Here is a 17,385-nt window from a genome sequence, read left to right on the forward strand (position 1 = left end):
ATGCCGAGGCGACCGCACGCTCTCCGGCCGAGCAGCGCGGCGCGGGAGGCCCGCGAGGCACACCTTCGCGTGAGGCTCGAGGAGGAGCGGCGCCATGCTGAAGGGGATGCTGGTGGGGCTGTGCGTGGCGTTCGCGCTCGACGAGCGCCAGCGGCGCCGCCGCGGCCGCCGGCACCCCGCCGCCGGGCGCACGGCCGAGCCGCCGAGCGCCGCCCGGGCGCTGGCGCAGGCCGGCGCGGGCCCGCTGCTGCCCGGCCCCCGGACCGAGGGCGATCTCTCGGACGAGCAGCTCGTCGCGAGGGTGCAGGCGATGGTCGACATTCCGCCCGGGGTGGAGGTCACCGCGGTCGAGGGGGCGGTGGTCCTCTTCGGGCGCGTGCCGCGGTTCGCCTTCGCGGCGCTCCTCTCCCGCGTGGCGCGCGTGCCCGGGGTGGCCGACGTCGAGGACCGGCTGACGCCGGTGGACGATCTGGGCGGGGGCGCCGGCGAGCAGCTCTGACGAGGGCCCCAATTCGGGCCTCCGCGCCGGGCGAGGACGTGCCAGGATCGCGCCGCATGCCTCATCCGCTCGCAGGAAAGCCGGCGCCCCCCTCCCTGCTGGTGAACGTCGCGCGCCTCCTGGCGGCGTACCAGGACGAGCGGCCGGATCCCGCCCGGCCGGAGGAGCGGGTCGCCTTCGGGACCTCCGGCCACCGCGGCTCCTCCTTGCGGCGCAGCTTCAACGAGGCGCACGTGCTGGCGGTGGTGCAGGCGATCTGCGAGCACCGCGCGGCGCAGGGGGTGTCCGGCCCGCTGTTCCTGGGCAAGGACACCCACGCCCTCTCCGAGCCGGCCCAGCGCACCGCACTCGAGGTGCTGGCCGCGAATGGCGCCGACGTCTTCCTGGCGGCGGGCGACGCGGCCACGCCGACGCCGGTCGTCTCGCACGCCATCCTGGCGCACAACCGCGGGCGCACCACCGGCCTCGCCGACGGCATCGTCATCACCCCGTCGCACAATCCCCCGGAGGACGGCGGCATCAAGTACAACCCGCCCGACGGGGGCCCCGCCGGCACGGAGGTGACCGGCGCCATCGAGCGGCGCGCGAACGAGCTGCTCGCCGCCGGCAACGCCGCCGTGAGGCGGCTCCCGTACCCGGCGGCCCTCCGCGCCCCCACCACCCACGCGCGCGACTTCGTGACGCCCTACGTCGAGGACCTCGAGTCCGTCGTCGACCTCGCGGCCGTGAAGCGCGCCGGGCTGCGGCTCGGCGCCGATCCCCTCGGCGGCTCCAACCTCCGCTACTGGGAGCCGATCGCCAGCCGGTACGGGCTCTCCGTCGAGGTGGTGAACCCGAGGCTCGATCCCACCTTCGGCTTCATGACGGTGGACCACGACGGCAAGATCCGGATGGACTGCTCCTCGCCGTACGCCATGGCGGGCCTGGTCGGCCTCAAGGACCGGTTCGACGTGGCCTTCGGCAACGACGCCGACTCCGACCGGCACGGGATCGTGACGCCGGCGGGCGGGCTCATGAACCCGAACCACTTCCTCTGCGTGGCCATCGACTGGCTCTTCGCCCACCGCCCCGGCTGGCGGGCCTCGGCGGGGGTGGGGAAGACGCTCGTCTCGTCGGCGCTCGTGGACCGCGTGGCGGCGCGCCTGGGCCGGCCGCTGCTCGAGGTGCCGGTCGGCTTCAAGTGGTTCGTCCCGGGGCTCCTCGACGGCTCGCTCGGCTTCGGGGGCGAGGAGAGCGCCGGCGCCTCGTTCCTCCGGCGCGACGGCACCGCCTGGTCCACGGACAAGGACGGGATCATCATGGACCTGCTGGCGGCCGAGATCCGCGCCGTCTCCGGCCGCGATCCCGCCGCCCGCTACGAGGAGCTGGCGGCGGCCCTCGGCCGCCCGGTCTACGCGCGCGTCGACGCCCCCGCCACGCCGGCCGAGAAGGCGCGCCTCAAGCGGCTCTCCCCCGCCGCGGTGCGCGCCGACCGGCTGGCGGGCGAGCCGATCCTGGCGAAGCTGACGCGCGCCCCCGGAAACGGGGCGGAGGTGGGCGGCCTCAAGGTGGTGGCGGAGGGCGGCTGGTTCGCGGCCCGGCCGTCGGGCACGGAGGACGTCTACAAGATCTACGCGGAGAGCTTCCAGGGCGAGGCGCACCTGGCGCGCATCCTCGACGAGGCGCGCGCCATCGTGACCGAGGCGCTGGCCGCCTGATGCACGTGCTCGTGGCCGGCGCAGGGTGGCTCGGGGCGGCGCTCTGCGAGGCGCTCGTCGCCCGCGGCGACCGCGTGACCGCGGTGCGGCGCGACCCGGCCCGCGCCGCCGAGCTCTCCCGGCTCGGCGCCTCGCCGCTGGCGCTCGACCTGGCGGCGCCGGGCGCGGCGGCGCGGCTCCCCGCCGGCCTCGACGCGGTGCTGGCCTGCCAGGCGGCGTCCGGCGACGGCGAGGCGCCCTACCGCCGCGCCTACCTCGACGCGAACCGGACCCTGCTGGAGGCGGCCGCGCGCTGCGGCGCCCGCGCCTTCGTCTACACCGGGTCGACGGGGGTGTTCGGCCAGCGGGACGGGAGCGACGTCGACGAGGCGACGCCCCCCGCGCCCGCCTCGGCCGCGGCGGAGGTGCTGGTGGCGGCCGAGGCGCTGGTCCGCTCGCTGGGCGCGGCCGCGCGGGTGGTGCGCCTCTCCGGCCTCTACGGCCCAGGCCGGACAGGCCTCGTCGAGCGGGTGCGCGCGGGCGCGCTCGCCCTCGGCCCGGACGACGGCGCCTGGATGAACTTCTGCCACCGGGCGGACGCGGTGAGCGCGGTGCTGGCCGCCCTCGACCGCGGGGCGCCGGGGGCCGTGTACCACGCCAGCGACGCCGGCCCGGCGCCCCGGCGCGAGGTCGTGCGCTTCGTCGCGGAGCGGCTCGGGATCGAGCCCGCTCGCCGCGACGCCCCCGCGGCCGGGGCGAACCGCCGGGTGCTGGCCGAGCGGACCCGCGCCGCGCTCGGCCTCGCGCTCGCCTTCCCCACCTTTCGCGAGGGGCTCGCGCCGCTCCTCGCCCAGGCAGGCGGGCGATGACGGCGCGCGTCCGGGCGCTCCTCGAGCACCTGCGCACCCACGCGGCGGCCTACCTCGTGCTCGCCGTCGCGCTCTCCGCGGCGATGGCGGTGCGGATGTACGTGGCGAGCGCCATCGCGCACCAGGTCCGCTCCCGCTTCGACGAGCGGGTCACCGCCGCGGTGGAGGCGGTGAGGGACCGGATGGACGCCTACGTCGCCACGCTCCGCGCGACCCGCGGGCTGTTCGTGAGCGGGCGGCGGCCGTCGCGCGAGGAGTTCCGCCTCTTCGTGCAGAACCTGCGGCTCGAGCGGCACTACCCCGGGATCCAGGGCATCGGCTTCGCGGAGCTCCTCGCTCCCCAGGAGGTCGCGCGCCACGAGGAGGCGGTGCGCCGGGAGGGCTTCCCCGGCTACAGCCTCTGGCCGGGCGGGGGGCGCGAGGCGTACACGGCCATCGTCTACCTGGAGCCGTTCGACGCCCGCAACCAGCGCGCGTTCGGCTTCGACATGCTCTCCGAGCCGACGCGGCGCGAGGCCATGCTGCGGGCCCTCGCCACGGGGAAGGCCGCCTGCTCGGCGCGCGTCGAGCTGGTCCAGGAGACGGACCAGGATCGCCAGCCCGGGTTCCTCATCTACCTGCCGGTCTCGGCGAGCGCGCGCGGCGGGCTCGAGCAGCGCACGGGCGGCTTCGTCTACGCGCCGTTCCGCGCCGGCGACCTTTTCGCGGCCACCCTCCCGCCCGAGAGCCTGGCCGAGATCCACCTCGACCTCCTCGACGGGCCCTCCGGAGATCCGGCCCAGCTCCTGTACGCCTCCGCCGCGCCGGCGGGCGGCACCCTCGAGGCGGTGCGGGGGCTCACGGTGGCGGGCCGGCCCTGGACCGTGCGCTTCCGGAGCTCGCCGGGGTTCGTCGCGCCGTGGGAGCGGTGGCTCCCGCGGTGGGCGGCCCTCGCCGGGGTGATCGTCAGCCTGCTGCTCTTCCAGGTCACGCGGCGCGAGGTGCGCGGGGCGGCCGAGGCGCGCCGGTCGGCGGAGCGCGCCAGCTTCCTGGCCGAGGCGGGCCGCGCGCTGTCCTCCTCGCTCGACTACGTCACCACCCTGGCCGAGGTGGCGCGGCGGGCCGCGGAGGGGCCTTGCGACTGGTGCGTCATCCTGGTGGTCGAGCCGGGCGGACCGGTGCGGCTGGTCGGCCACCGCGACCCCGCGCTCGCGCGCGCCACCGGGCAGGCGCTGGTGGAGGTGACCCTCGACCCGGAGGCGCGCTTCGCCGCGGCGGCCGCCATCCAGTCCAGCGAGCCGTTCGTGACGGACGCGGTGAGCGAGGCGGACCTCGCCCGCGTGGCCCGCGACGCGGAGCACCTGGCCCGGCTCCGGGCGACCGGCGTCCGCGCGCTCGCCACCGTGCCGCTGCGCGCCCGCGGCGAGGCGCTCGGCGCCATCAGCTTCGCCTCCACCACCCGGCGCCGCCTCGACGCGAGCGACGTCCGGCTCATGCAGGACCTGGCGCGGCTGGCGGTGGCGGCCATCGACACGGCGCGCCTCTACCGCAGGGCCCAGGAGGCGGTGAAGCTCCGGGACGAGTTCCTCTCCATCGCCTCGCACGAGCTCAAGACCCCGCTCACCTCGCTCGCGCTGCAGGCGGACAGCCTGCGCCAGGCCGCGGTGCGCGGGTTCGTGCCCGAGCCGCTGGCGCACAAGACGGAGGTGATCCGCCGCAACGTCGAGCGGCTCTCGCGCCTCATCACGAACCTCCTCGACATCTCGCGCATCGGCGAGGGCCGCCTCGCCATCGAGCTCGAGCCGGTGGACCTGTCGGACGTGGTGTGCGAGGTGGCGGGGCGGTTCGAGGACGAGCTGGCGCGCGCCGGCTCCACGCTGCAGCTCGACGTACCGGGCCCGGTGGTGGGCCGCTGGGACCGGCTGCGCCTCGACCAGGTGGTGACGAACCTCGTCGCCAACGCCGTGAAGTACGGCCCGGGCAAGCCCATCGCGGTGGCGCTCCGCGTGGACGGCGACCGGGTCGCGCTCACGGTGCGCGACCAAGGCATCGGCATCCCGCGCGAGGCGCAGCAGCGGATCTTCGAGCGGTTCGAGCGGGCCGTCTCCGACCGCCACTTCGGCGGCTTCGGGCTGGGGCTGTGGATCGCGCGCCGGATCGTGGAGGCGCTGGGCGGGACGATCGCGGTCGAGAGCGAGCCCGGCCAGGGGGCCACCTTCACGGTCGAGCTCCGGCGCGCGCCTCCCCCGGAGCCGCCCGCGGCGCCCGCCCCCGGGGCCCCCCTTTAGGCTACTTTCCCGCTTGAGGGGCCGCCGGCGGTTCGTCTACCGTCGCGCGCCATGCCGACCCCCGCGCTCGCGCTCCTCGTGCTCCTCGCCGCTTCGCCCGCCGCCCCCGCCGCGCCCACCGCCGCCGAGGCGCGGGCGTTCGTCGCGCGCGCGAACGCCGAGGCGAAGGACCTCCTCACCCGGCAGTCGACCGCCGACTGGGTGCGCCAGACGTACATCACGGACGACACCGAGCGGCTGTCCGCCTGGGCGAGCGAGGCGCTCATGGCGTTCCAGTCGCGCGCCGTGCCCGAGGCGAGCCGGCTGGCCCAGGCGAAGGGGCTCGACGCCGAGACGGCGCGGGCGCTCTACCTCGTCCGCACCGCGAGCACGCTCCCGGCGCCGAGCGATCCCGCCAAGCGCGCGGAGCTGGCGACCCTGGCCGCGCGGCTCGACTCCGCCTACGGCAAGGGGAAGTGGTGCGGGAAGGACGGGCACGCCCCCTGCCGCGACCTCGAGCAGCTCTCGGAGGTCATGCGCAAGAGCCGGAGCTGGGACGAGCTCCTCGATGCCTGGTACGGCTGGCACACCATCGCCCCGGCCATGCGCGCCGACTACACGCGCCTGGTGGCGCTGGGCAACGAGGGCGCGCGCGAGATCGGCTTCGGCGACCTGGGGGAGCTGTGGCGGGCCGGCTACGACATGACCCCGGCAGAGTTCGCGCAGGAGACGGACCGGCTGTGGGCCCAGGTGAAGCCGCTCTACGACGAGCTGCACTGCTACGTGCGCGGCAAGCTGCAGGAGCGCTACGGCAAGGACCGCGTCCCCGACGGCAAGCCGATCCCCGCCCACCTGCTCGGCAACATGTGGGCGCAGGAGTGGGGCAACGTGTACGACCTGGCGGCCCCGCCCGGCGCGGCCGCCTCGGTGGCGAAGCTCGACGTCTCCGGCGCGCTCGAGCGCAAGGGGTTCGACCCGGTGAGGATGGTGAAGCTGGGCGAGGGGTTCTACACCTCGCTCGGGCTCGACCCGCTGCCGGCGTCCTTCTGGGAGCGCTCGATGTTCGTGAAGCCGCGCGACCGGGAGGTGGTCTGCCACGCCAGCGCGTGGGACGTCACCTTCTCCGACGACCTGCGCGTGAAGATGTGCATCAAGCCGACCGCCGACGATCTCGTCACCATCCACCACGAGCTCGGCCACGACTATTACTTCCAGTCGTACTGGCGGCTGCCGGTGATCTTCCAGCAGGGCGCGAACGACGGCTTCCACGAGGCCATCGGGGACGCCATCGCGCTCTCCGTCACGCCGGCCTATCTGAAGAGGGTCGGCGTGCTCGACGAGCTGCCGCCCACCGACGAGGCCGGCCTGGTCGCGATCCAGCTGCGGGAGGCGATGGACAAGGTCGCCTTCCTGCCCTTCGGCCTGCTCATCGATCGGTGGCGGTGGGACGTGTTCTCCGGGAAGACGCCGCCCGCGCAGTACGACGCGGCCTGGTGGGCGCTCCGGCGCAAGTACCAGGGCGTGGACGCGCCGGTGGCGCGCAGCGAGGCCGACTTCGACCCTGGCGCGAAGTACCACATCCCGGCCAACGTGCCCTACACGCGCTACTTCCTGGCGCGCATCTATCAGTTCCAGTTCCACCGCGCGCTGTGCCAGGCGGCGGGCCAGCAGGGGCCGCTCCACGCCTGCTCCATCTACGGGAACAAGGCGGCCGGGAAGCGCCTGCACGAGATGCTCGCGCTGGGCGCGTCGAAGCCGTGGCCGGAGGCGATGTACGCGCTCACCGGACAGCGGCAGGCCGACGCGTCCGCCCTCCTCGACTACTTCGCCCCGCTGCGGAGCTGGCTCCAGGCGCAGAACCGCGGGCGAAAGTGCGGGTGGTAGCCGGCCGGGGGTGAGCGGAGGGCCTGCGGCGGGACCGCACGCCCCGCCGCGCGTCGTGGGGCTTCGGGGCTGGTGGTCACGTCCGCGGTGAATGAGCCTCTATCACGTGCCGTCCATGTCGCGTGGAGGACAGGACCTTGCTGGAGCCGGCGACACAGCGCGAGCAGGTGACCCTGGCGGTCTTGCCGCAGGGGGCCTCGCTCGCCGTGGTGGTCCCGCCCGGCCTGGTCGGGGTCCCCATCTACCGGGGGCCGGGCTGGGTGGACTACCTGTGCGGCCAGTGCGGGACGGTGCTGTGTCACGGCGTGAGCCGCGGCATGTTCGTCTCGCTCGCCTTCGCCTGCCGCTGCGGGGCGGTGAACGCGCTGCGCTGAGCTGAGGCTCGGGGCTCAGCCGCCAGTGGCGAGGGCGCGGCGGACCGCCTCCGCCGCCGCCACCACCCGCCAGGCCGGGAGGGCGTCCTCCGGGCGCGCGTCGAAGGCGCCGCGGCCGCGGAGCCGCGCGGGGGTGTCCGCGAAGCGGGGCACGAGGTGCAGGTGGAAGTGGCGGAGCACGTCGCCCAGCGCGAGCGCGTACACGTGCTCGGCGCCGAGCGCCGCCTGCTGGGCCCGCATGACGCGCGCCGCGGCCGGCCCGAGCGCGGCGAGCTCGGCGGGCTGCAGGTCGTAGAGCGCCCGCGCGTGCCGGTCGCTCGTCAGGACCAGCCAGCCCGGGATGGGACAGGCGTCGGCCACGCCGTGGACGGTGAGCCCGTCGCCACGCCAGACGATCCCGCCGGCCGGGCGCGCTTCTCCGGCCACGATCCGGCAGGCCAGGCACGGGTGGTTGGGGTCGGCGGCCACGGGGCCAGCGTACGACAGCCGGCCCCCGGGCGAAACCGGCGCGGCTCCGCCTCAGGGCTGCGGGCCGGGGGGCGGCAGCTTCTGGGCGCTCGACTCGGGCTGGGAGAGCCCCGACTCCTCGCGCTCGTCCTCGAGGTTCCCGTCGGGCGCTCCGCGGCGCTCCGGCGCCTGCTCCACGGTCGGCTCGAGCGGCTCGTTCTTGGGTTCCATGCGCGGCTCCCTCCCGCGGCCTCGAGGCCGCCCGCTGGAACCTTGGCGACGCGCCGGCGGCGGCGGAAGGGGCGCCGGGCCCGCGCTACGCGGCCTCGCCGCGCAGGATGGCGTCGAGCTTGCCCTGCCGGTCGAGCGCGTCCACGTCGGAGAAGCCGCCGAGCGGCCGGCCGTCCACGAAGATCTGCGGCACCGTGCGCTGGCCGCTCGCCTCCACCAGCCAGGCGCGCTTCGCGTCGTCGTGCTCGACGTCGATCTCCTCGTAGGCGACGCCCTTCTTCTGCAGGAGCGCCTTGGCGCGGACGCAGTAGGGGCACTGCTGCTTGCTGTAGACCTGGACCTTGGGCATCGCCCTCACTTAACGTCGGCGGCGTGATCCCGCAAACGGCCGCCGAGAAGCTGCTCGTCCCCGGGGAGGACGCCGGCGAGCGCCTCGACCGATTCCTGGCGCGCGCGCTGTCGGTCCAGGTGGAGCGCGCCCGCGCGCTGGTGGCGCAGGGGCGAGTGCGCATCCGGGGCCGCACCTGCTCGCCCCACCGCAAGCTCTTCGGCGGCGAGGAGGTGGAGGTGACGCGGCCCGCGCCGCGGGCCGCGGCGGCGGCGGCGGACGAGCCGGCGCTGGCGGCGCTCTTCGACGACCCCGACTGCCTGGTGGTGGACAAGCCGGCCGGGCTGCCGGTGGAGCCCGCGCGGCCGGGGGCGCCCTCGGCGGTCGGCGCGGCGAGCCGGCTCGGCCGCTTCGACGTCGCCGGGCGGGCGCTCCCGGGGCTCGCCCACCGGCTCGACCGCGACACGAGCGGCTGCCTCCTGCTCGCCCGGCACGACCGGGCGCTGGCCGCGCTCAAGGGCGCCTTCGAGGCGGGCCGCGTGGAGAAGAGCTACCTCGCGCTGGTGGCGGGGACGCCGCCGGACGAGGGCCGTCTCGACACGCCCTACGCGCGCGACCCCGCCGACCCGCGCCGCTTCACCGGCCGGGTCGCCTCCGCGCGCCGGGCCCGCCTCCGATACCGGGTGCGGGAGCGGCTCCGCGGCGCGGCGCTCGTGGAGGTGCGGCTCGAGACCGGGCGCACGCACCAGATCCGGGTCCAGCTCTCCGAGGCGGGCTACCCGGTGCTGGGGGACGCGGTGTACGGAGTCGCCGCGCCGGGGCTCGCGCGGCAGGCGCTGCACGCCTGGCGGCTGGCGTTCCCGGCGCCCTCCGGAGCGGCGGTGGCGGTGGAGGCGCCCGTCCCGGCGGACCTGGCGCGGGCGGTGGCGGCCTTGCGAGAGGAGCCTCGCGGTTGAGGGCGCCGCCCGGTCACCGGAAGGTGCGCGACCGCGCGGCGTCCGCCAGCGCCACCACCGCCGGGTGGCGCAGCCGCCGCTCCACCGACACCGCGAAGTAGCGCTCGCGCACCTCCTCCGCGCGGCCGACCGGCGCCACCCGGAGCTGCGCGCACACCTCCGCCGCGATCACCGTGGGCGCGGCGAAGAAGCCGAGGCCCCGCCGCCCGAAGGCGGTGAGCAGGGCGGTGTCGTCGAACTCGGCCACCGCCAGCGGCCGCACCCCCTCGCCCTCGAACCAGGCCTCGAGGTCGCGGCGCAGCGCGGTCCCGCGCGCGGGGAGCAGCGCCGGCGCGCCGTCGAGCGAGCGGGGGAAGCGCCGCCGCAGGCCGGCCGCGAGCTGCGGCTCGGCCAGGAAGCTCACCCCCGACTCGCCGAGCGGGTGGCTGAAGGCCTTCACCTGGGTCTCGGCCGCCGGCGTGTCCGAGAGCACCACGTCGAGCTCGTGCAGCGAGAGCGCGGCCATGAGCTGGGGGAGCGGCCCCTCGCGGCAGGCGAGGGTGAGGTCGGGGACGGCCTCCAGCGCGGGGCGCAGCAGCAGCTCGGCCATGATCTTGGGGATGACGTCCGCCACCCCGGCCGCCAGGCGCGGCCGCTGGCCGGTCGGGAGCCCCTTCACCGCCAGCTGCAGCTCGCGGCCGGTGCGGAAGATCTCGTCCGCGTAGCGCTGCACGGTGCGCCCGACGTCGGTGAGCACGAGGCGCCGGCCCTGCCGCTCGAAGAGCTTCACGCCCAGCGTCTCCTCGAGCTTCTTGATCTGGGTCGAGAGCGTCGGCTGCGAGAGCCGCAGCTCCTCCCCGGCGCGGGCGATGCTGCCGTTGCGCGCCACGGTCCAGAAGTAGAGCAGGTGGTGGTAGTTGAGCCACTCCATCCCATCCTTTTAGGAAGCCGAAGGCTGGCACGCGACCCTCCGTTTCGAGAAAGCCAGCCCAGCCGCGCCCGGTCCGCCCGGGGGCGCGCGATCCGGCGCGACGCCGCCCGCCGCGGCGGTTACCCTGCGGCGGCCATGCCCAGCCGCCGCCTCCGCGCCGCCCTGCTCCTCACCGCCCCCCTCGCGCTCCTCGCCCCCGCGCTCGCCGCCGCCGCCGCCGGCGGGGGCGGGCAGGCCGACCCCATCGCGCGCGTCGCGCTCGACCTGGCGCTCATCCTGGTCGGCGCGAAGCTCGGCGGCGAGCTGGCGACCCGGCTCGGCCAGCCCGCGGTGCTGGGCGAGCTCCTCATCGGCGTCGCGCTCGGCAACCTGGGCCTCCTCGGGTACGCGGAGCTCGAGGGGATGAAGCAGGACGCGGCGCTCGACACGCTGTCGCGGCTGGGGGTGCTGCTCCTCCTCTTCGAGGTGGGGCTCGAGTCCACGGTCCGCCAGATGCTCCAGGTCGGGCTCTCGGCGCTGCTGGTGGCGACCCTGGGGGTGGCGGCGCCGTTCGCGCTGGGCTGGGGGGCGGGCGCGCTGCTCGTCCCGGCCGGCGGCCCCTACCTCCACGCCTTCCTCGGCGCCGCGCTGACCGCCACCAGCGTCGGGATCACCGCCCGCGTCCTGCAGGACCTCGGCCGGTCGCGGTCGCCGGAGGCGCGCATCATCCTCGGCGCGGCGGTGATCGACGACGTGCTCGGGCTCATCATCCTGGCGGTGGTGAGCGGGGTCATCGCCGCGGCCGGCCGGGGCGGGGCGGTCTCCGGGCTGGAGATCGCCGCCATCGTGGCCAAGGCGGCCGCCTTCCTCGTCGGGGCGCTCGCGCTCGGCGTCTGGCTCGCGCCGCGCGTCCTGAGGGGCGCCTCGCGGCTGCAGACGCGCGGGGTGCTGCTGGCGGCCGGGCTCGCCTTCTGCTTCTCCCTCTCCTGGCTCTCGGCCGCCCTCGGGCTCGCGCCGATCGTGGGCGCCTTCGCCGCCGGGCTCGTGCTGGAGGACGTCCACTACCGCGACTTCGTCGACCGCGGCGAGCACGGCCTCGAGGAGCTGGTGAAGCCCATCGGCGCCTTCCTGGTGCCCGTGTTCTTCGTGGTGATGGGCCTGCGCACCGACCTGCGCGCCTTCGCCGACCCCTCCGTCCTCGGGCTGGCGGGCGCGCTCACGCTGGCGGCGGTGGTGGGCAAGCAGGTGTGCGCGGCGGGGGTGCTCGGCGGCGCCGATCGGCTCAGCGTCGGCATCGGGATGGTGCCCCGGGGCGAGGTGGGCCTCATCTTCGCCAACATCGGCTTGACGCTCCAGCTCGGGGGCCACCCGGTGCTGTCGCCCGCGCTGTACTCCGCGCTGGTGATCGTGGTGGTGGTGACGACGCTCGTCACCCCGCCCGCGCTGCGGTGGAGCCTGGGCCGGCGGCGCGCGGGATCCATCGAGAAAACCGAAGCCTCGCCCTGAAACGACGTCCTGGTGAAAGCGTCCACCACCGCTTAGGTTCCGTCCCCGACCCGGCCGGCGCCGGACGGAGGGGATCGATGGCACACGGGTGGGCGCACTGGGCGGGTTTCCTGGGGTTCGTGGCGGCCATGCTGGCGCTCGACCTCGGCGTCTTCCACCGCAAGGAGCACGTGGTGCGGGCGCGCGAGGCCCTCGCCTGGTCCGCGGTGTGGGTCGGGCTCGCGCTCGCGTTCGCGGGGCTGGTGTGGAAGGTGGAGGGGCCGGGGCGCGGCCTCGAGTTCCTGACCGGCTACGTGATCGAGAAGTCGCTCTCGGTCGACAACCTGTTCGTCTTCGTGGTGCTGTTCGGCGCGCTCGGGATCCCGCCCGTCCACCAGCACCGGGTCCTGTTCTGGGGCATCCTCTCGGCGCTCGTGCTGCGCGGTGCGATGATCGGGGCCGGCGCGGCGCTCCTGGCGCGCTTCCACTTCGTCGTCTACCTGTTCGGCGGCTTCCTGGTGCTCACCGCGATCCGGCTCGCCCTGGCGGGCCGCGCCGGGCACGACCCCGGCCAGAGCCGGCTGCTGGCGGCGCTGCACCGGGTGGTGCCCGGCACCACCCGCTTCGAGGGGCACCGGTTCTTCACGCGCGAGGGCGGGCGGCGCGTCGCGACGCCGCTCTTCTTCGCGCTGGCGGTGATCGAGCTGTCCGACGTGCTGTTCGCGGTGGACTCGATCCCGGCCATCTTCGCGGTGACGAGCGACCCGTTCATCGTCTTCACCTCCAACGTCTTCGCCATCCTGGGGCTGCGCTCGCTCTACTTCCTGGTGGCGGGGGCGGTGGCGCGCTTCGTCTACCTCAAGCCGTCGCTGGCGGCGGTGCTCGGCTTCGTCGGCGTCAAGATGATCCTCGCCGACGTGGTCCACGTCCCGGCCGCGATCTCGCTGGCGGTGGTGGTCGCGATCCTGGCCGCCGGGGCCGCCGCGTCGGTCGTCCAGGCGCGGCGGCAGGCGGCGCGCCTCAGGCCCAAGAGCGAGGCCGCCGCAGCACCTCGATGAGGCGCGCCTCCTCGCTCCCGGGCGCGGGGTGGTGGTCGTAGGCCCAGCGCACGCGCGGCGGCATCGACATGAGGATCGACTCGGTGCGCCCGCCGGTCTCGAGGCCGAAGACGGTCCCGCGGTCGTGGAGCAGGTTGAACTCGACGTAGCGCCCGCGGCGGAGCTCCTGCCAGGCGCGCTGCGCGGCGCCGTACGGCGTCGCCCGCCGGCGCTCGGCGAGGGGCAGCCAGGCCGGGAGGAACGCCTCGGCCAGGTCCTTCACGAGCGCCAGCGACGGCCCGAGCTCGCCCGCCAGGTCGTCGAAGAAGACGCCGCCCACGCCGCGCGCCTCGCCGCGGTGGGGCAGGAAGAAGTACCGGTCGCAGCGCTCCTTGAACTGCGGGTAGAGCGCGGGGTCATGGCGATCGCAGGCGTCGCGCCAGGTCCGGTGGAAGTGCGCCGCGTCCTCGTCGAAGAGGTAGTAGGGCGTGAGGTCGCTCCCCCCGCCGAACCACGCCTTCGGCCCCTGCGCGATGAAGCGCAGGTTGGCGTGCGTCGCCGGGACCATGGGGCTCAGCGGGTGGAGCACCACGGAGAGCCCGGCGGCCGCGAAGGCGCGCCCCTCGCCCGGGAGACGGCGCGCGAACGCCTCGGGGAGCTCGCCGTGCACGTGCGAGAACGCCACGCCCGCCCGCTCCAGCACGGCCCCGCCCTCCAGCATGCGCGTGAGGCCGCCGCCGCCGCCGGCGCGCTGCCAGGGGTCGCGGCCGAACCGCGCGGCGCCGTCGAGGCGCTCGAGCTCCGCGCAGAGCCGCTCCTGCCACGCCTGCAGGAACGGGACGAGCTCCGCCAGGACGGCGCCGGCGCCGGGGTGGTCCACCGGCGGGACCTAACGCCGCGCCTCGCCCGGCGCCGCCCGGCGCAGCTCGAGCCACGCCCCCTGCGCGCCGACCGCGCTCCACCCCGGGGGCACCGGCCAGCGGCGGTCCCACAGCGAGACGCCGAGCTCCGGCCGCGCCTCCAGCTCCGCCGCGGAGCGCAGCGGGACCGCCTCCAGCCCGGCGTGGTCGGCGAGGATGCCCGCCTCGGCGAGCGCCACCCGGTCCGTGGCGAGCCCCACCCGCGTCCCGGGGGGCGGGCGCGCGGTCGTGAGCAACGGCAGCGCGCCCAGGCCGCACCCCTTCACGAGCAGGCGCGCCGGCCGGAGCGGCAGCGCGAGGGCGAGGACCAGCGCGGCGCCCGCGGCGGCCCGGTGCGCGGCGCGGAAGGCGCGCTCCCCGGGGCCGAGCAGCGCGTCGAGCCCCGCGCCCGCGAGGAGCGCCAGCGGCACGTAGGCGGGCATGGCGTAGTGCCACCAGGCGCGGCCGGCGAGCGCGTAGCCGCCCACCACCACCGCCGCCCAGGCGAGGAGGGCCAGCGCGGCGCGCGCCCGCGGCGCCGGCCACCCGCGCGCGGCGCGGAAGAGCGCCCACGCGGCGAGGAGCGCCCACGGCCCCATGCGCCCGGCGGCCGAGCGGACGAGGAAGAGCAGGCCCACGGCGCCGTCCTGGCGCTGCCCGAGCGCCGAGGCGAGCACCTGGCCGCCGACGTAGCCGCGCCACCAGCTGCCGCCCAGCGCCAGCCGGTCGCAGGCGAGGAAGAGGGCGGGCGGGAGGAGCGCGGCCGCCCCGGCCGCGAGCCAGGCGCGCGCGCTCGCGAGCTCGCCGCGCCGGCCCAGCGCGACCAGCGCCAGGGCTGCGGCGAGCGGCGCGCCCAGCGCGGGCGGGCCCTTCACCAGCGCGCCGAGCCCCGCGCACAGCCCGCCCGCCGCGAGCCAGGCGGTCCGGCCGCGCGCGGCGACGAGCAGGGCCACCGAGGCGGTGAAGAGGAGGGTGAGGGGCGGGTCGAGCCGCGGGCGGGCCTGGTAGCGGAAGAACGACTCGACCGTGGCGAGCGCCACCGCGCCGAGGAAGGCGGCGCGCGCCCCGAGGAGCGTTCGCCCGGCGGCGAACGCGACCGCGACGGTGGCGAGGCCGCAGGCGGCGCCGAGGAGCGGCAGCGCGGGCGGGCCGGCCAGGCGCAGCGCCGCCGCCCAGAGCCAGAAGAAGAACGGCGGGTGCTCGCGGAAGTGCGGGAAGAGCTCGGGCAGGAAGCGGAGGTCGAACAGGCGCCCGTCGGCGGCCAGGTGGCGCGCCACCACCCCGTAGACGACCCCGTCGGCGTCGTCGAGGTGGACGAGCGCGAAGGGCAGGATCAGCCCGGCGGCGAGCGCGAGCGCCGTGAGGAGCAGCCTCCGGTCCGCGGCCGGAGCGGCCGCGGGGCCGCCCCCGGGCGGCGGGCGAAGGCCGAGAGGCGGGAGCGCCATGGGCCGTCTTACCGCGCCCCGCCGGGCCGGTCGAGCGCCCGGCGCCGGGCGGTGGCCGGCGCGCCGCCGCGTGGCGACCTTCCAGCCGGAGGGAGCCCCATGGCCCACGCCGCCCACGTCCGATCATCCGCCGCGCTGCTCGGCGCCGGGCTGCTCGCCGGCCTCGCGCTGGCGAGGCGGCGGCGCCCGGCGTCCTTGCGCGGGGCGTGCGCGCTCGTCACCGGCGGCTCGCGCGGGCTCGGGCTCCTCGTCGCGCGCGAGCTGGCCGCGCGCGGGGCGCGGCTCGTGCTCTGCGCGCGCGACGAGGAGGAGCTGGAGCGGGCGCGGCGCGAGCTCGAGCGGGCGGGCGCCGAGGTGCTGGCGGTGGCCTGCGACGTGTCGGACCCGGCCGCGGTGGAGCGGCTCGTGGCGCGGGCCGAGGCGCGCTTCGGCCCGGTGGACGTGCTCGTGAACGACGCCAGCATCATCCAGGTGGCCCCGGCGGAGGCGCTGTCGCTCGAGGACCTGCGCGCCGCCTTGGCGGTGAACTTCTGGGGCACCGTGCACTGCACGCTGGCGGTGCTGCCGGGCATGCGCGCCCGGCGGGCGGGCCGCATCGTCGACGTGACCTCCATCGGCGGCACCGTGGCGGTGCCCCACCTGCTCGGCTACTCGAGCGCCAAGTTCGCGGCGGTGGGGTTCTCGACCGGGCTGGCCGCGGAGGTGGGCCGGGACGGGGTCCGGGTCACCACGGTCGTCCCGGGGCTCATGCGCACCGGCTCCTTCCTGCACGCGCTCGTGAAGGGGCAGCGGCGGGAGGAGGCGCGCCTGTTCGCGGTCGTCTCGAGCCTGCCCCTCCTCACGCTGGACGCCGGTCGCGCCGCGCGGCGGATCGTGCGGGCCTGCGAGCGGGGCGAGCGGTTCGTGACGCTCGGCTGGCCGTGGAAGGCGCTGCGCGTCGCCCACGCGCTCGCGCCGGGGCTGAGCGTCGTGCTGCTCGCGCTGGTGAGCCGGCTCCTGCCGCGGGCCGGCGGCGAGCGGCCGGAGGCCGCGCCGGACCCCGTGTGGCGCCAGCGCCCGGGCCGCTCGGCGGCGACCGCGCTGGGAGACGCGGCCGCGGCGGAGAACAACGAGCGCCCCGCCCACCCGTAGGCAGGCGGCCGGCGCCGGTCAGCTGAACACGACCGTCTTGTTGCCGTGGACGATGACGCGGTCCTCGCAGTGCCACTTCACGGCGCGCGCGAGCACCCGCCGCTCGAGCTCGCGGCCCATGCGCTTCAGGTCCTCCACCGCGTGGCGGTGCGAGACGCGCGCCACGTCCTGCTCGATGATGGGCCCCGCGTCCAGGTCGGCGGTCACGTAGTGCGCGGTGGCCCCGACGATCTTCACCCCGCGCTGCCAGGCCTGGCGGTACGGGTCGGCGCCGGCGAAGGCGGGCAGGAACGAGTGGTGGATGTTGATGATCCGGTCGGGGAAGCGCGCCACGAACTCGCCCGAGACGATCTGCATGTAGCGGGCGAGCACCACCAGGTCGACCTTCCCCTCGAGCAGCGCCAGCATCTCGCGCTCGGCCTCGGCCCGCCGGTCCCGGTCGTTCGGCACGTGGTGGAACGGGATCCCGAACCCCTCCACCGCGCCGCGCAGGTCGGGGTGGTTCGAGACCACGGCCGCCACGTCGGCGGCGAGGTCGCCGCGCCGCCACGCCCACAGGAGCTCCATGAGCGCGTGATCGTGCCGCGACACGAGCACGGCCACCCGCTTGCGCGCCTGGGCCGCCTCGAGGCGCCAGGTCATGGCGAAGGGGGCGGCCACCTCGGCCGCGAAGGCGCTCCGGAGCTCGGGCAGGGGCACGTCGAGCCGCGCCGTCTGCAGCTCGAGCCGCATGAAGTAGGTGCCGGGCTCGTCGTCCGTCGAGTGCTGATCGAGGTCGGTGATGTTGGCGCCGCGCCGGAAGAGGAAGCTGGAGATGGCCGCCACGATGCCGGGGCGGTCGGGGCAGCGGATGAGGAGGTTGGCGAGGGTGTCTGAGCTCACGAGGCCGCCGAACCTAGCAGACCCGCCCCGTTTCGGTCAGTGGGCGGCGGCGTGAACCCTCGCGCGCACCCCGGATCAGGGTGAGGCGGTTGGTCGCGGCTTGATGC

Annotated in this window: 17 protein-coding genes; 10 read left to right on the top strand and 7 right to left on the bottom strand. The window is 76.4% G+C overall.

The annotated features are described in order from the left end of the window. Positions 1 to 94: 94 nt before the first annotated feature. From HWY08_RS14835 to HWY08_RS14860, 6 genes are all read left to right on the top strand, one after another. Positions 95 to 499, top strand: coding sequence for a BON domain-containing protein (locus HWY08_RS14835; RefSeq protein WP_176066560.1), 405 nt, complete (start codon positions 95 to 97; stop codon positions 497 to 499). A 56-nt stretch (positions 500 to 555) separates the two neighbouring features. Continuing rightward, the gene (gene pgm / locus HWY08_RS14840; protein ID WP_176066562.1) at positions 556 to 2,196 is read left to right on the top strand and encodes a phosphoglucomutase (alpha-D-glucose-1,6-bisphosphate-dependent); all 1,641 of its coding nucleotides are present in this window, start codon (positions 556 to 558) and stop codon (positions 2,194 to 2,196) included. After that, the gene (locus tag HWY08_RS14845; protein ID WP_176066564.1) at positions 2,196 to 3,044 is read left to right on the top strand and encodes an NAD-dependent epimerase/dehydratase family protein; all 849 of its coding nucleotides are present in this window, start codon (positions 2,196 to 2,198) and stop codon (positions 3,042 to 3,044) included. Before pgm ends, HWY08_RS14845 begins: the two co-directional genes overlap by 1 nt. Further along, positions 3,041 to 5,311 (top strand): CHASE domain-containing sensor histidine kinase, encoded by a 2,271-nt coding sequence (locus HWY08_RS14850; protein WP_176066566.1) that lies wholly within the window; start codon positions 3,041 to 3,043, stop codon positions 5,309 to 5,311. The genes HWY08_RS14845 and HWY08_RS14850 overlap by 4 nt, the downstream gene beginning before the upstream one ends. Positions 5,312 to 5,362: 51 nt before the next feature. Next, positions 5,363 to 7,174, top strand: coding sequence for a M2 family metallopeptidase (locus HWY08_RS14855; protein WP_176066568.1), 1,812 nt, complete (start codon positions 5,363 to 5,365; stop codon positions 7,172 to 7,174). Between the two features lie 137 nt (positions 7,175 to 7,311). Next, a complete protein-coding gene (locus HWY08_RS14860) occupies positions 7,312 to 7,548 on the top strand; it encodes a hypothetical protein (RefSeq protein WP_176066570.1) in 237 nt (78 codons plus the stop codon). 15 nt (positions 7,549 to 7,563) lie between these two features. On the opposite strand, the gene HWY08_RS14865 is transcribed toward HWY08_RS14860, so the two are convergent. From HWY08_RS14865 to grxC, 3 genes are all read right to left on the bottom strand, one after another. Then, positions 7,564 to 8,016: an HIT family protein gene (locus HWY08_RS14865; RefSeq protein ID WP_235969644.1), complete on the bottom strand. Its 453-nt coding sequence runs from the start codon at positions 8,014 to 8,016 to the stop codon at positions 7,564 to 7,566. A gap of 51 nt (positions 8,017 to 8,067) precedes the next feature. Further along, complete coding sequence (locus HWY08_RS14870; protein WP_176066572.1) at positions 8,068 to 8,226, bottom strand: hypothetical protein; 159 nt, start codon at positions 8,224 to 8,226, stop codon at positions 8,068 to 8,070. Between the two features lie 85 nt (positions 8,227 to 8,311). Continuing rightward, complete coding sequence (gene grxC, locus HWY08_RS14875) at positions 8,312 to 8,575, bottom strand: glutaredoxin 3 (protein ID WP_176066574.1); 264 nt, start codon at positions 8,573 to 8,575, stop codon at positions 8,312 to 8,314. Between the two features lie 23 nt (positions 8,576 to 8,598). Between grxC and HWY08_RS14880 the strand changes: the two genes are divergently transcribed. Further along, complete coding sequence (locus HWY08_RS14880) at positions 8,599 to 9,510, top strand: RluA family pseudouridine synthase (RefSeq protein ID WP_235969645.1); 912 nt, start codon at positions 8,599 to 8,601, stop codon at positions 9,508 to 9,510. Positions 9,511 to 9,523: 13 nt separating this feature from the next. On the opposite strand, the gene HWY08_RS14885 is transcribed toward HWY08_RS14880, so the two are convergent. Beyond that, positions 9,524 to 10,420 carry a LysR family transcriptional regulator gene (locus tag HWY08_RS14885; protein ID WP_176066576.1) on the bottom strand — a complete coding sequence of 299 codons (897 nt, stop codon included), beginning with the start codon at positions 10,418 to 10,420 and terminating at the stop codon, positions 9,524 to 9,526. Between the two features lie 135 nt (positions 10,421 to 10,555). On the opposite strand from HWY08_RS14885, the gene HWY08_RS14890 reads away from it, so the two are divergent. Further along, on the top strand, positions 10,556 to 11,905 hold the full coding sequence (locus HWY08_RS14890; RefSeq protein WP_176066579.1) for a cation:proton antiporter: 1,350 nt from the start codon (positions 10,556 to 10,558) through the stop codon (positions 11,903 to 11,905). A gap of 77 nt (positions 11,906 to 11,982) precedes the next feature. Further along, positions 11,983 to 12,942, top strand: a complete 960-nt coding sequence (locus tag HWY08_RS14895) for a TerC family protein (RefSeq protein ID WP_176066581.1) — start codon at positions 11,983 to 11,985, stop codon at positions 12,940 to 12,942. Here HWY08_RS14895 and hemF read toward each other — a convergent pair. After that, positions 12,905 to 13,774, bottom strand: coding sequence for an oxygen-dependent coproporphyrinogen oxidase (gene hemF, locus HWY08_RS14900; RefSeq protein ID WP_371869342.1), 870 nt, complete (start codon positions 13,772 to 13,774; stop codon positions 12,905 to 12,907). The genes HWY08_RS14895 and hemF overlap by 38 nt on opposite strands. Before the next feature lie 36 nt (positions 13,775 to 13,810). Continuing rightward, positions 13,811 to 15,265, bottom strand: coding sequence for an ArnT family glycosyltransferase (locus HWY08_RS14905; RefSeq protein ID WP_176066585.1), 1,455 nt, complete (start codon positions 15,263 to 15,265; stop codon positions 13,811 to 13,813). Positions 15,266 to 15,364: 99 nt separating this feature from the next. On the opposite strand from HWY08_RS14905, the gene HWY08_RS14910 reads away from it, so the two are divergent. Next, the gene (locus tag HWY08_RS14910) at positions 15,365 to 16,396 is read left to right on the top strand and encodes an SDR family NAD(P)-dependent oxidoreductase (RefSeq protein WP_176066587.1); all 1,032 of its coding nucleotides are present in this window, start codon (positions 15,365 to 15,367) and stop codon (positions 16,394 to 16,396) included. 18 nt (positions 16,397 to 16,414) lie between these two features. Here the strand turns inward: HWY08_RS14910 and purU are convergent, their stop codons facing one another. Continuing rightward, entirely contained in the window at positions 16,415 to 17,278 is an 864-nt protein-coding gene (gene purU, locus HWY08_RS14915; RefSeq protein WP_176066589.1) for a formyltetrahydrofolate deformylase, read from the bottom strand. Positions 17,279 to 17,385 lie beyond the last annotated feature (107 nt).

Source organism: Anaeromyxobacter diazotrophicus (assembly GCF_013340205.1).
Lineage (GTDB): Bacteria > Myxococcota > Myxococcia > Myxococcales > Anaeromyxobacteraceae > Anaeromyxobacter_A > Anaeromyxobacter_A diazotrophicus.

Excerpts from the sequence above, each read along its gene's own strand:
- HWY08_RS14855 (WP_176066568.1), top strand. The coding sequence starts at position 5,363 with ATGCCGACCCCCGCGCTCGCGCTCCTCGTGCTCCTCGCCGCTTCGCCC.
- HWY08_RS14870 (WP_176066572.1), bottom strand. The coding sequence starts at position 8,226 with ATGGAACCCAAGAACGAGCCGCTCGAGCCGACCGTGGAGCAGGCGCCG.
- HWY08_RS14850 (WP_176066566.1), top strand. The coding sequence starts at position 3,041 with ATGACGGCGCGCGTCCGGGCGCTCCTCGAGCACCTGCGCACCCACGCG.
- HWY08_RS14890 (WP_176066579.1), top strand. The coding sequence starts at position 10,556 with ATGCCCAGCCGCCGCCTCCGCGCCGCCCTGCTCCTCACCGCCCCCCTC.
- HWY08_RS14845 (WP_176066564.1), top strand. The coding sequence starts at position 2,196 with ATGCACGTGCTCGTGGCCGGCGCAGGGTGGCTCGGGGCGGCGCTCTGC.
- HWY08_RS14905 (WP_176066585.1), bottom strand. The coding sequence starts at position 15,265 with ATGGCGCTCCCGCCTCTCGGCCTTCGCCCGCCGCCCGGGGGCGGCCCC.
- HWY08_RS14895 (WP_176066581.1), top strand. The coding sequence starts at position 11,983 with ATGGCACACGGGTGGGCGCACTGGGCGGGTTTCCTGGGGTTCGTGGCG.
- HWY08_RS14885 (WP_176066576.1), bottom strand. The coding sequence starts at position 10,420 with ATGGAGTGGCTCAACTACCACCACCTGCTCTACTTCTGGACCGTGGCG.
- HWY08_RS14910 (WP_176066587.1), top strand. The coding sequence starts at position 15,365 with ATGGCCCACGCCGCCCACGTCCGATCATCCGCCGCGCTGCTCGGCGCC.
- pgm (WP_176066562.1), top strand. The coding sequence starts at position 556 with ATGCCTCATCCGCTCGCAGGAAAGCCGGCGCCCCCCTCCCTGCTGGTG.
- HWY08_RS14835 (WP_176066560.1), top strand. The coding sequence starts at position 95 with ATGCTGAAGGGGATGCTGGTGGGGCTGTGCGTGGCGTTCGCGCTCGAC.
- grxC (WP_176066574.1), bottom strand. The coding sequence starts at position 8,575 with ATGCCCAAGGTCCAGGTCTACAGCAAGCAGCAGTGCCCCTACTGCGTC.